This is a genomic window from Haloleucobacter ellipsoideus (genome assembly GCF_052491725.1).
The window spans coordinates 14,636-26,887 of sequence record NZ_JBQWAR010000011.1 but is presented as its reverse complement, the minus strand read 5'-3'; the positions used below and the strand labels follow the sequence as shown (position 1 = coordinate 26,887).

Genomic DNA, 12,252 nt, shown 5'->3' with positions numbered 1-12,252 from the left:
TCAGCTGCACATATATGTTCTGAAATCCATGCGGGCTTTCATGCCGCTTTTTTGCATTTCCGCCTTCCGGATTGATCTGGAAAAACCATCATCGGAATGGGCCGCGCAGTTTTCCATTTCGCATATGCAGAAAAATGGTTATTTTGCCGACATCCATCACACTCACACCTGCTGGCACTTCAGTGCACCATCAGGATTGCACGAGAGGAGGCGGCCATGGGGATCTACAGGACGGGAACGAGCCCTCTCGTGACCAATGAGCGCGATGCGCTGAGCGAGGCTCTAGTTTCTCCCGCAGAGGAAGACCTTGGTCTTGAGCGCCCTCTCGTCCGGCAGGCCCAGTTCAATGTGGGCGATGTTGTGCGCCACAAGCACTTCCCCTTCAGGGGCGTGGTGTTTGATGTTGATCCGGTGTTTGGCAATACCGAGGAATGGTGGCTCTCGATTCCCGAACATATCCGCCCGCAGAAGGACCAGCCCTTCTATCACCTGTACGCAGAAAATGCGGAGCAGGAATATGTGGCCTATGTTTCCGAGCAGAATCTGGAGCGGGATATTTCAGGTGAACCTGTCCGTCACCCCAAGGTGGCCGAAACCCTGCGCGAGGATGCCGCGGGAATGTGGCGCATTCACCCGATTCGCCTGAACTGACGCTTTCAGGCACTTTCAACATCATCTGAAAAACAAATGGCGTGCCTTCCAAGGCACGCCATTTCTGTTCATATCGCTCAAAAGCCGGGGCAGCCACAGCATTGAAACCGCACAGCGCCCGTGCAGATGACTGACGGGGCGAACCCGCGCCAGCCATCTCACAGCAAGATCACGTCTTGAGAAGGATCACTTGCCGGACTGGGCCCGCTCAAGCTCCTGGCCCTTCTTCATCAGGGCGGCCTTGTTCTGCTCTTCCAGGGCCTGCTGCTTGGCGCGGGCCTCTTCCATGCGCTTCTGCTCCTGCTCCATGGCAACCTTGGCATCCACGCCGGGGCTGTCATAAGCCTTGCCGAAATCGCCGTTGGAAATCGGCAGGCTCAGGGTGCGGCCCGGGCCGTTCACCATCTGCAGATAGACCGCATTGGCCTTCTTGAGCTTGGCCACAAAATCATTGGTGACTTCCACATCACCCAGGCAGGTCGCGCCGCCGCCCTGAATGGGCTGGCAGATCACGAACGGAATGGCGATCGGATCCTTGTCGAGCGTGATGCGCATGCCAGGCTGAAGACGCATGCCGAGCGGCACGGAAACATTCAGGCGCTTCTTGGGCTCACCTTCCATTTCGACAAGGTCAACCTTGGCGATGGCCTGATCCTCGACGCCCAGGATCTGGCTGAGCACGCAGACCTTCTTCTTGTTCTGCGGATTTTCCTGACAGATCTTCTGCCAGGGAGAAGCCGTGAAGTTCACCTTCTCTTCTTCAGCATTTCCCTGAGCTGCGCCCTGGGCCGCCGGCGCTGTCTGGGAAAAGGCCGGCCCCGCAAGCGCTACCGAGAACAGCGTTGCAATGAACCCCAGCTTGAGCTGCGCGATGGAATGGGTCTTGGTCATTGTGGCCTTTCCTGTGGTGCTTTCCGCTGCCCGCATATCCTGTCACGGCAGTGCGTCAGCCCCGATTCAACTTCGGCTCTCTCATCATCAATTGAGGCGGAACGGAGGCATTTCCCGTAACCGTGATCCTCTAAACATGCAAGGCGTGTTATTTGCCGATAAATGAGGCCAATACACGACATTCTCTCGATTCGCGCGAAAGAAGCATGATCCGGACGAGGGCTCTGATGAAATATGGTTTCAAGGCTCTGATGATCGCCCTGCTTGCCCTTTCGGCAGGCGGCATGCCTTCGGCCAGCCAGAGCGTTCATGCCGAAGAGGCCAGGCCGCCAGCCGCCGAGACGCATGAAGCGCCCGGAAATGGCATCTTCACCTCCTTCGCCATTTCCATGCATGGCCAGCCGGCCCTGACGCCGGATTTCCGCTCTTTTCCCTATGCCGACCCTGATGCCATCAAGGGCGGGACCCTGACCCTGTCCCAGCTCGGCACATTCGACAGCCTCAATCCGTTCATCGTGAAGGGCACGGCCCCCTCCTCCCTCGGCAAGTTCGTGTATGAACCGCTGATGGTGCGCAGTTATGATGAGCCCTTCACGCTCTATCCCCTGCTGGCCGAAAGCGTGACTACAGACGCGGTGCGCAGCTTCGTTGAGTTCAGGCTGAACCCCAAGGCCCATTTTTCTGATGGCACGCCCATCACCAGTACAGATGTGCTGGCGGCCTTTGACCTTCTGCGCAAGAAGGGGCGTCCCAATTTCCGCCTTTACTACAACAAGATCGCAAAGGCGGAAGCACCGGATCCGCAAACGGTGCGGTTCACCTTTTCCGAACCGGACCCGGAACTCGCGCTCATCATGGGCCTGATGCAGGTATTTTCGACCAAGGGGGTCGACCCGGAAAGATTTGATGAAACCGGCATGATGCCACTCATCGGCTCCGGCCCCTACCGCCTGGACGGGATCGATCCCGGCGCACGCATCACGCTGAAGCGTGATCCCGCATATTGGGGGCGGGATCTGGCGGTCAATCGCGGCCTCTATAATTTCAACGAAATCCGTTACGTCTATTTCCGCGATGGCAATACGGAATTCGAGGCCTTCCGCAAGGGCCTGATCGACGCGCGATTCGAAACGGACCCGACCCGCTGGGTCACCGGCTATGATTTCCCCGCGGTGCGCGAGGGAAAGGTGAAGCGCGAGACCATTCCCACCGGCACCCCGAAGCCCTATTCAGCACTGGTCTTCAACACCAGACGCGAGATCTTTGCCGATATCCGCGTCCGCAAGGCATTGATCGAGCTGTTCGATTTCGAATGGCTCAATCGCAATCTCTATCACGGCCTCTATCAGCGCACCGGCAGCTTCTTTCACGGCTCCTCCCTCTCATTCCTCAACCGCCCCATAGATGCGGACGAGCGGGAATTGCTGGACGGATTTCCCAACACCATTCTGCCAAACGTGCTGGATGGCACCTATCTGCCCCCCGTTTCAGATGGTTCGGGGCGGGACAGGCAACGGCGCAGTATTGCTCTCGGCCTTCTTGAGGAGGCCGGCTGGATTCTGCGCAACCGCGCGCTGGTGAAGGTAGGCACTGGAGAGCCGTTTCAGTTTGAAATCATGGTTGCGACACGGGACCATGAGCGCCTTGCCTTGGCTTATGCCAGCCAGCTTCGCCGGGCCGGCATCACGGCACAGGTGCGCTATGTGGACAGCGTGCAGTTCTACAGCCGGCGCAAGAATTTTGATTTCGACATGATGCCCTTCACATGGGTCCAGTCTCTTTCGCCGGGACATGAGCAGGCCTTCTATTTCGGCTCGGTCGCCGCCGACACGCCCGGCTCCCGCAACTATATGGGCGCGCGAATCCCGGCGCTGGATGCCGCGATTGCTGCCCTCATATCCTCCAAGGACGAGCTGCAGTTTGTTTCAGCCGCACGGATGGTCGATCGTCTGCTGATCTCCGGTTCTTATGCCGTGCCGCTGTTCCACACCCCCGGCCAGTGGCTGGCGAGATGGACCAGGATCCAGCATCCGCAAATGCCTTCGCTCTATGGCACCCTGCCCGAAACATGGTGGCGTGCGGAGGAAAACTGAGCGCGCGGCATGTGAGGGATTGATTAACCATAAGAGGAAATTCAAACCGTACAGATGGCCCATTCATCATGAACGGGGAATCATGAATCTCGGCAACCAATTGAATTTGCGTACATTCTTCCGCTGACGACCGGCCGGCCAGCGCTTTCGGCTTCACCAAACATCAACTGCCGGCCGATACCTCTTTGCCAGAAAGCGGTTCTGGAAAGAGGTAAGTGCGATGGTGGCCCTCCACCCACAAAGGCTGAACGGGGCAGGTTTTGCCTACGGCAATAACGCAGTTGCTGCGGCATCTCCCCTGCCCGCACTTCAGGCGATCCAGCCGCGCTTTGGGATGGGTCCGCGCAAGCCGGAAGGCACCCTTCAGCCGCCTGTTCCCTGCAAGAATCACAATATTTTCTGGCCCGCTGTCGGCAGTACGCTGGCCGTCGCCCTTCTGGCATCCGCAACCGTTTTCGGCCTTCTGAGCCAACCTTCGGATGAGCCCGGAACCATCGTGGCCGCGAAGGTCGACATCTCCACCCAGAGCCCCGTTGCGGCGCATACGGTGGCCGCGCTGGTGCCCCCGGCCAGCATGATGGAAGATGATGTGGATGAGACCGGCTCCATCACCCCGCGCCCCTCGGCGGCAGCCCGCATCATGCCAACTCCCGCTTCCGTTCTTCAGGTCTCGGCCGACCCGCTTCCGCCGGATGAACTCTCCTATAATCCCGATGATGAACCCATGTCGGATATCGCCGCACTGGATGAGGCGCGTGAGAGTGGCCGCTCCTCAACGGCTTCCGGCAGTGCACGCACCATTCGCATTTCGAGCTCCGCACGCCTGCGCGCCCGGCCGACCACAAATGGCAAGGTGCTGACGACGCTGGGAAAAGGAACGCAGGTTACACTTTATGGGTGTAAGGGATGGTGCGAGGTGGAAAGCGGAGGCCAGCGAGGCTATGTCTATGCCAAGGCGCTCGGACGATGAGCGCTGATCGCCTCATGATCGCCGTTATTAAGTGGCGCTCATGCAGGGCATCAAATTGGAAAGGATCGGCCATGAAGACGACTATTCTGGCAGGCACTGCTGCTCTTGCTCTCGCTCTTGCTCCCGTCGCCGCCTCGGCTCAGGGCATCGTCAAGGGTGCTGCCGATGGCGCCACCAAGGGCGCTGCTGCGGGTGAAAAGGCTGGCCCGGTCGGCTCCGCAGTGGGTGGCACGGTTGGCGGTGCTGTCGGCGGCGTCGCTGGTGGTGTTGTCGGCACGGTGAAGGGCGCCAAGGATGGCGTGACTTCCGGCGCTGCCGCTGGTGAGAAGGCTGCCGGCCCGGTTGGCGCCGTGGTTGGTGGCGCTGTTGGCGGCGTAACCGGCACCGTCAAGGGTCTGGTTGGCGCTCCTGAAGAGACCAAGTGATTTTTCAGGGCAGGAGTGAAACACCCCTGCTCTGTTCTATCGGCCCGCACCCTTAAGGGGCGCGGGCTTTTTTGTGCCTGGCGGCCGGCCTCCCCCTGCCCTGTCCGCACTAAAGCGCCGCTTTAAAGCACTTGCAGGCCGATATGTGTGGCCACGGGAATGATGCGATTCCGGCTTTTCCAGATTCGGGACGGTGCCGGAAACTCAAAACAGGCGGGTGCCCATGATTCCGGGCAGCCGGGAATCAAGCGGCTGATTCCTGCCCCTGAGCCCTCATCCACAAAAATGGAGAAGCAGGCTGTAGAAGATTGGGAAGAGCATAGGGGTGGACAGAAAAGCACGGTGCAGTGCGCACCCGCCCGATATTCCCGGCATGGCACGCCAGAAACGAAAAGCCCCCCAGAAACGAAAAAAGGCGGCACAAGGCCGCCTGTTTTCACATACACTGGTGCGGACGAGAGGACTCGAACCTCCACGGGTCTCCCCACTAGCACCTCAAGCTAGCGCGTCTACCAATTCCGCCACGACCGCAGTCAGTGATATGATCTGTTCGCTTCAGCGCTGCCGTCCCGAACAGGAGCCATCGTCTAACAGATCACTTCTCGCGCTACAAGTCCTGAGGCGTCTCACAAGCAAAAGAGAGCTCAGCCTGTGGATGACTGCATCTCCACATGGGGGGCTGGACGTGCCGGATATATGCTTTATCCCTTGCCTCCATGAGTTTAGCCAGCATGCCTTCAGCCAGCTCCGCCCCCACGCGGGACAGTCTCGCCGCCACTCTTTTCCCGCAATCGGCCGCCTCGGCTCCTGTGGAATGGAGCGTGAGCGAGGGACTCGTGCCTTATCCGGATGCCCTTGCGGCGATGGACCGGCGCGTTGCCGCAATCGCGGATGGAACGGCCCCCGAAGCCGTCTGGCTGCTGGAACACCCGCCCCTCTACACCGCCGGCACCAGCGCCCAGCCGGAAGATCTGGTTGATCAGCGCTTCCCTGTTTTCGAGGCAGGCCGCGGGGGGCAGTTCACCTATCATGGGCCCGGGCAGCGCGTGGCTTATGTGATGCTGGACCTGAAGCGCCGCACCCCGGATGTGCGCCGCTATGTCAGCGCGCTGGAAAGCTGGCTGATCGGCACCCTGTCCGCCTTCAACATCACCGGAGAAAGACGGGAAGACCGTGTCGGCGTCTGGGTGCCCCGCCATGGGGCGGAGGACAAGATCGCCGCCATTGGCATACGCTTGCGGCGCTGGGTCACCTTCCACGGCATTTCATTGAATGTGGAGCCAGACCTCAGCCACTTTACGGGCATCGTGCCGTGCGGCGTGCGGGAACACGGCGTGACCAGCTTTGCCGATCTGGGCCTGCCCGTGACCATGCCCGAGGTGGATGCCGTTTTACGCGTCGCCTTCGAGGAGGTGTTCGGCCCCACGGTTCTTGCCCCGCCTCTTGTGTGAAACAGGTCCTTTTCGTCAAAATACAAACGAAAATTTCACATACAGACGGGATGATGACCTCACATGGTGCCCGGCTCCGGTTTCAGTCATGGGCGAAACCTTCTGCGGCGCCATATGTGGATCTGGAGTGCTGATGCCCGCTTATGGTTCCAAAGACCGGACCATGACAGGCTCGACACAGACAGGCCCCGGCCCTGAAATGCGCCACGAAGGATGAGAGATCCGGTTTTCGTGTGTTTCAGAAGGGGTTAGTCTGGATTCGCTGCCCAGCTCCATGGTCAGTGAGTCGCATTGCTCACTGCCCCTTGGGGTAAACCTGTTTCGCTGGCCTGGACTGTTCCGGGTTTGATGAGGAAAGCATGATGATTCTTTCTGGGTCTCTTGCGCATGCGGGGCTGATGCCTTTCACGCCCGCTCCATCTGCCCGTCTCATGCCGGCCCCACTTTGCGCCATCCGGCCTGTGCCGATGGACGATACACCGGGAGAAGCCTGATGAGCTGGCTGGATCGTCTCAAGGGCAAGTCTGGAGAGGATTCTGCGCCAGATACGGCGCAGCAGGCCGAGACCGAGGAAGGTCGTCCGATTCTCGCGCCGCGCGAGCGGGCTTCCGCACCCGCGCCTTCGCCTGAGGATATTACGCTGGAGCTGGAAGAGGAATTGGAACGCGCTCTTGAAATCGACCTCGGCAATGTCATTCCGCTGGCCGAGGCCAGACAGGAAGCGCCGATCGAGAACCCTGACCTTCCGGAGCAGACGGAAGAGGATGATTCCGACCCCACAGAGGCCCTGATGCAGGAGGCCCTCACGGCCGTTCAGGCGAAGGATTATGAAACAGCACTCTCGATCTGGGAGCCGCTGGCCCGCGCCGGCAATAGCCGTGCGCAGAACAATATCGGTGCCTGCTTCATCGATGGGCTGGGTGTCGAGCAGGATTATGAGCTGGCCCGCCAGTGGCTTGAGCTTGCCGCCGAGGATGGAGACCCTGTCGGCCGGCGCAACCTCGCAAATCTCTGCCTGAAGGGACAGGGCGGGCCGCAGGATGCTGCACGCGCCCTCGAACTGTATCGTCAGGCGGCCACGGACGGGGATTCGCTCTCCCAGGACATGCTGAGCTGGCTTCTGCTGAATGGCGAAAATGGCGTGCCTGCCAATATGGTGGAAGCACGCCGCTGGGCGCTGGCTGCGGCCGAGCAGGGCGTGGCATCTGCCATGACCCGCCTTGGCATGATTGCCTATAAGGGCATTCCCACAGCCCGCCTTGCAGCCAATCCTACCGAAGCCGTGCAGTGGTGGACCAAGGCCGCCAAGGCTGGTGATGTGGATGGGCAGGCCATGCTCGGCGCGGCGCATCATTCTGGCGTGGGCCTGCCGCGGGACCGCGTGGCCTCCTATGCGTGGCTTCTGCGCGCGAAGGCGGGCAAGAGCCCGCTTGCGGATGAATTCATGGCCATGGTTGAGCCCACTCTCAGCCCTGAGGAGCGTGCAGCCGCCAAGCGACGCGCCAGCATGCCCCTGGACGAAGCAGAGGCGTAAGCAGCAGCTTCAGGTCAAAGCCTGAAAAGGGCAGAGAGCCGGAAACGGCCCTGCCCTTTTTTATTGGCCTGTTCCCTATGTGATGGGGAAATCGAAATAGGTATCGGGAAAGGGCTCATCCTTCAGGGTGAAGTGCCACCACTCCATGAAGAAGGGCTCGAACCCCGCTGCCATCATATAATCAGCCAGCAAACGGCGATTGGTCCGGGCGGCGGGGCTCACCTCATCCGATTGCGGCCAGGATCTGTGACAGAACAGATCAAAAGGCGTGCCCATATCCAGCTCTCGCCCACTTTCCCTCTCCACCAGGGTCAGATCCAGAGTGGAGCCGCGGGAATGGCCGGAGCGTGCAGCAATATAGCCCAGGGTGAAAAGTTCGTTTTTCTCAAGATCCGGGTAATAGACAGACTTGGTTCGCAGATCTGACAGATCCGCCGCCCAGCGCGCAAAATGCGCAACCGCACGCACCGGCCGATAACAATCGAAAAGCTTGAGCAGAAAACCATCCTGCCGCGCCTGCAGGGCAACCTTTTGCACGGCTTCCGCAGCCGGCTGTGTCAGCCAGGCGCGTGAAGCGCTGTAGCCGTCAACGGGCGCACCCACGAAATTCTCTGCCGTGGCATAGCGAATATCCAGCAACACATCCGGCACATATGTTGCGACATCGACAAAAATGTCCGGCTTTACAGTACTGGCATGGGTTGCGAGAGAAGGTGCGCCAGCAGAGCCCTTCCGTGAAGCGTCATCCATTGTGCCCGCACCCTGAAAACAAACAAAAGCAGCCCCGCGCAAGCGGAGCTGCCTTGGTATTGTGGAGAAAGAATCAGGAGAAGATGCTGGTGATGCTCTTCCAGATGCTCTTGGCCGGAGCTTCGGCTACTTCGTCGCCGGCCGGCTTGGCGCCAGCGGCAGGGGCCGTCTCATCGCCAGACTGGGCCTTGGCAATCGCCTCATCGGTGATGACAGCCGAGAAGCCCTCGATCTTGGCAAGCGTGACCGGACCGGCCATGCCATCAGCGGTCAGGCCGTTCTTTTCCTGGAATTCCTTCACAGCCTTGGCCGTGCCGGCGCCATAGATCCCGTCCGCACCAATGCCGAGCGCGGTCTGAAGGGTCTTGACGGCTTCGCCGCGGGTGCCGACGGTCAGCAGAACCAGCTCGGGCAGGCCCATGGCCAGGAAGGTATCGGGACCGGCAATACCGTCAGCCGCAAGATTGTGCTGCGTCTGGTAAGCTTTCAGGGCAGCCTCTGTACCCGGCCCGAACTGGCCATCGGCATTAACGCCAAGCTTGGCCTGAAGAATTTTCACCGGTTCTCCGGCGAGCCCACGCTTCAGAAGTGCCATTTTATCCCTCTTTCAAACAGAAAGCCTACCAATAGGCCCATCATTATACGCAGACATGCGACTGAAACATGGTGATTTCAGCTTCAAGGCGGAAAAACGGACCTGAATTGGAAATTTACCCGGCACTCAACGCCGCATTCCATCTCTCAATAGGCGGAATGTCCTGCGTCACCCTGTTTGCCACCTTAATAACTCCAGCGCTGCGCCTTGGAGATCAGGAAGTCCCGAAACACTTGGATCCGCGCGACAGAGCGCATCTCCTGCGCATATGTGAAATAGGCCTCCAGCTTCGGCGCCTCGCCATCGCTGAACAGTTTCACAAGGGAGCCACCATCATCGGCCAGATAATCCGGCAATGTGCCGATGCCGACCCCGCATTCCACGGCGCGGCGCAGGCTCAGCACATTGTTCACCTCAAAGGCCGGGATACGTGGCGACCCACTCTGCCGCCCCGCATATTCAAGCCAGTTCAGGCCCTGATAGAAATGCGGAATGGGACCACCCATCAGCAGAATGCGATGATCATCCAGCTCTTCCAGCGTGCGCGGCTGGCCGTGGCGTTTGATATAGTCGGCTGAAGCGTAAGCGTGATAATTCACGGTGAAGAGCTTGCGCTGCACCAGATCCGGCTGCACAGGCTGGCGCATGCGAATGGCGACATCGGCCTCGCGCATCGCCAGATCCAGCTCATCGTCCGTGAGAATGAGCTGGATACGGATATCCGGGAACATTTCGCTGAACTCGCCCACCCGCGCGGTGAGCCAGTGCGTGCCAAGGCCCATGGCCGTTGTCACGCGCAGCTCCCCATTGGGCTTCTCGCGGCTGTCTGTCAGTTGCGCGCGGGCAGCCTCCAGCTTGAGAAACACATCATGCGCGGTGCGGTAGAGAAGCTCGCCCTGCTCCGTCAGAATGAGGCCGCGCGCATGGCGGTGGAACAGTGGCACCTTCAAATCGGTTTCCAGTGCCGAGACCTGACGGCTGACCGCTGATTGAGAAAGCCCCAGCGTTTCTCCGGCATGGGTGAAGGACCCCGCCTCCGCAGCGACATGAAAGACCTTCAGCTTGTCCCAATCCATGGGGCATGGCTCCCTGAGCGGGTCCGGCAGGTGCCGAACTCTCCATATAAACGTTTGAAAAAGCCCGCGATCCGGCCTTTTCGCATCCATCATCCGAAACAGGCGACATGCTGGGCCACCTGTTTCGGGAGGTCTCAGCCTTCTGCGGTCGCAGGCAGATGCGCCAGGAAGCGCTCTGCCTCAAGGGCTGCCATACAGCCGCGCCCGGCAGCCGTCACAGCCTGTCGATACACATCATCCGCCACATCGCCGGCGGCGAAAACGCCGGGCACCGAGGTGGCCGTGGAATCGGGAGCAGTCCAGACATATCCGCTCTCCTTGAGGCGGATCTGATCCTTGATCAACTCTGTTGCCGGCGCGTGGCCGATGGCGACAAACACCCCATCAGTCGCCAGCTCGCGCGTCTCGCCGGTCTGCGTATCGCGCAGAACGACGCCGGTGACACGGCTCGGGTCCTGCTCGCCCTTCACCTCATCAATCGCCGCATTCCAGATGATCTCGACCTTGGGATTGGCGAACAGACGCTCCTGCAGGATCCGTTCGGCCCGGAACCCCTCACGCCGGTGCACCACCGTGACCTTGGAGGCGAAATTGGTCAGGAACAGTGCTTCCTCGACCGCCGTATTCCCGCCACCAACCACGACCACCTGCTTGCCGCGATAGAAGAAGCCGTCACATGTTGCGCAGGCTGAAACGCCGAAACCGCGATAGGCCTGTTCCGAATCCAGCCCCAGCCAGCGTGCCTGCGCGCCGGTCGCCAGAATCACCACATCCGCCGTCCACTCCTCACCCGACTCGGTCGTGAAGCGGAAGGGGCGCTGGGAGACATCGAGCGAGGCCACATGATCCGAAATGATCCGCGTGCCAACATGTTCTGCCTGCGCCCGCATCTGCTCCATGAGCCAGGGGCCCTGAATCGGATCGGCGAAACCGGGATAGTTTTCCACGTCCGTCGTGATGGTGAGCTGCCCGCCGGGCTGGATGCCCTCGAACAGGACCGGCTCAAGCATGGCACGGGCTGCATAGATGCCTGCAGTGTAACCAGCCGGACCGGAGCCGATGATGACGACCTTGACGTGTTGGGCGCTCATGATGTCCTCGAAACAGCGATGGTGCGCAATGGCCTGTCGGACTCAGCCATTCGCACAGCGCAACGTAAGCTATGCGCAAATGTAGGAGCTTCCCCGCATTGCCACAAGGTGTTGGCGGAAAAGTCCATGGGATCACTGAACAAAAGCGGACAGGGACTGAAACGAAAGATTATTTCGTTGCCTTGCCGGATTCATTCACTAAGGTGCCGGCATATTCTGATATGGAGATGAAGCCTTGACCGTCCGCCTTGATGCTGTCGACTGGAAGATCCTCGACGAGCTGCAACGTGACGGGCGCATCACCAATGTGGAACTCTCCCGGCGAGTCGGCATTTCCGCCCCGCCCTGCCTGCGCCGCGTGCGGGCGCTGGAGGAGGATGGAATCATCCAGAGCTATCGTGCTCTGCTGGATGAGAAGCGCCTTGGTTATGATCTCATGGCCTTTGCCATGGTCCATCTCATCAGCCAGGCCGAAACCGACCTTGAGGCGTTTCAGCAACGCATTTCACAATGGCCCATCGTGCGTTCGGCATGGATGCTCTCGGGTGATGTCGATTTCATCATGCTCTGCGTCGCGCCAGACCTGCGGACCTTCCAGACCTTCGTTCTGGAAATGACCGCCGCACCCAATGTGCGCAATGTGAAAACAGCGCTGACCCTGAAGCAATCCAAGAATGCCCCGGTTGTGCCGCTGGAAACCGGATTGCCCGAGTTCTAGGAAGCCG

General features: G+C 60.0%; 12 protein-coding genes and 1 tRNA gene. 7 read left to right on the top strand and 6 right to left on the bottom strand.

The window, feature by feature from the left end; translation table 11 throughout:
* Nucleotides 1-348: 348 nt before the first annotated feature.
* Nucleotides 349-651, top strand: coding sequence for a heat shock protein HspQ (gene hspQ, locus ACT6QG_RS01315; RefSeq protein ID WP_444975878.1), 303 nt, complete (start codon nucleotides 349-351; stop codon nucleotides 649-651).
* 186 nt (nucleotides 652-837) lie between these two features.
* Here the strand turns inward: hspQ and ACT6QG_RS01310 are convergent, their stop codons facing one another.
* Nucleotides 838-1,542 (bottom strand): invasion associated locus B family protein, encoded by a 705-nt coding sequence (locus ACT6QG_RS01310; protein WP_444975797.1) that lies wholly within the window; start codon nucleotides 1,540-1,542, stop codon nucleotides 838-840.
* A gap of 227 nt (nucleotides 1,543-1,769) precedes the next feature.
* Here ACT6QG_RS01310 and ACT6QG_RS01305 point away from each other — a divergent pair, with 227 nt between their 5' ends.
* From ACT6QG_RS01305 to ACT6QG_RS01295, 3 genes are all read left to right on the top strand, one after another.
* A complete protein-coding gene (locus ACT6QG_RS01305; RefSeq protein WP_444975796.1) occupies nucleotides 1,770-3,635 on the top strand; it encodes an extracellular solute-binding protein in 1,866 nt (621 codons plus the stop codon).
* A gap of 220 nt (nucleotides 3,636-3,855) precedes the next feature.
* Nucleotides 3,856-4,605 (top strand): SH3 domain-containing protein, encoded by a 750-nt coding sequence (locus ACT6QG_RS01300; protein WP_444975795.1) that lies wholly within the window; start codon nucleotides 3,856-3,858, stop codon nucleotides 4,603-4,605.
* 71 nt (nucleotides 4,606-4,676) lie between these two features.
* Nucleotides 4,677-5,030: a hypothetical protein gene (locus ACT6QG_RS01295; RefSeq protein WP_444975794.1), complete on the top strand. Its 354-nt coding sequence runs from the start codon at nucleotides 4,677-4,679 to the stop codon at nucleotides 5,028-5,030.
* 446 nt (nucleotides 5,031-5,476) lie between these two features.
* Here ACT6QG_RS01295 and ACT6QG_RS01290 read toward each other — a convergent pair.
* Nucleotides 5,477-5,561: transfer RNA gene (locus ACT6QG_RS01290), tRNA-Leu, on the bottom strand.
* Between the two features lie 200 nt (nucleotides 5,562-5,761).
* Here ACT6QG_RS01290 and lipB point away from each other — a divergent pair.
* Both lipB and ACT6QG_RS01280 read left to right on the top strand, forming a co-directional pair.
* A complete protein-coding gene (lipB, locus tag ACT6QG_RS01285; RefSeq protein WP_444975793.1) occupies nucleotides 5,762-6,481 on the top strand; it encodes a lipoyl(octanoyl) transferase LipB in 720 nt (239 codons plus the stop codon).
* 493 nt (nucleotides 6,482-6,974) lie between these two features.
* Nucleotides 6,975-8,015: a tetratricopeptide repeat protein gene (locus tag ACT6QG_RS01280; protein ID WP_444975792.1), complete on the top strand. Its 1,041-nt coding sequence runs from the start codon at nucleotides 6,975-6,977 to the stop codon at nucleotides 8,013-8,015.
* Nucleotides 8,016-8,090: 75 nt separating this feature from the next.
* Here ACT6QG_RS01280 and ACT6QG_RS01275 read toward each other — a convergent pair whose 3' ends face one another.
* The 4 genes from ACT6QG_RS01275 to trxB all read right to left on the bottom strand — a co-directional run bounded on the left by ACT6QG_RS01275 (nucleotide 8,091) and on the right by trxB (nucleotide 11,527).
* Nucleotides 8,091-8,765 (bottom strand): M15 family metallopeptidase, encoded by a 675-nt coding sequence (locus tag ACT6QG_RS01275; protein ID WP_444975791.1) that lies wholly within the window; start codon nucleotides 8,763-8,765, stop codon nucleotides 8,091-8,093.
* A 73-nt stretch (nucleotides 8,766-8,838) separates the two neighbouring features.
* On the bottom strand, nucleotides 8,839-9,360 hold the full coding sequence (locus tag ACT6QG_RS01270; protein WP_444975790.1) for a peptidoglycan-binding domain-containing protein: 522 nt from the start codon (nucleotides 9,358-9,360) through the stop codon (nucleotides 8,839-8,841).
* Between the two features lie 185 nt (nucleotides 9,361-9,545).
* A complete protein-coding gene (locus ACT6QG_RS01265) occupies nucleotides 9,546-10,436 on the bottom strand; it encodes a LysR family transcriptional regulator (RefSeq protein ID WP_444975789.1) in 891 nt (296 codons plus the stop codon).
* A gap of 134 nt (nucleotides 10,437-10,570) precedes the next feature.
* The gene (gene trxB, locus ACT6QG_RS01260) at nucleotides 10,571-11,527 is read right to left on the bottom strand and encodes a thioredoxin-disulfide reductase (protein ID WP_444975788.1); all 957 of its coding nucleotides are present in this window, start codon (nucleotides 11,525-11,527) and stop codon (nucleotides 10,571-10,573) included.
* Between the two features lie 235 nt (nucleotides 11,528-11,762).
* Here trxB and ACT6QG_RS01255 point away from each other — a divergent pair, with 235 nt between their 5' ends.
* Nucleotides 11,763-12,245 carry an Lrp/AsnC family transcriptional regulator gene (locus ACT6QG_RS01255; RefSeq protein WP_444975787.1) on the top strand — a complete coding sequence of 161 codons (483 nt, stop codon included), beginning with the start codon at nucleotides 11,763-11,765 and terminating at the stop codon, nucleotides 12,243-12,245.
* Nucleotides 12,246-12,252: the final 7 nt, after the last annotated feature.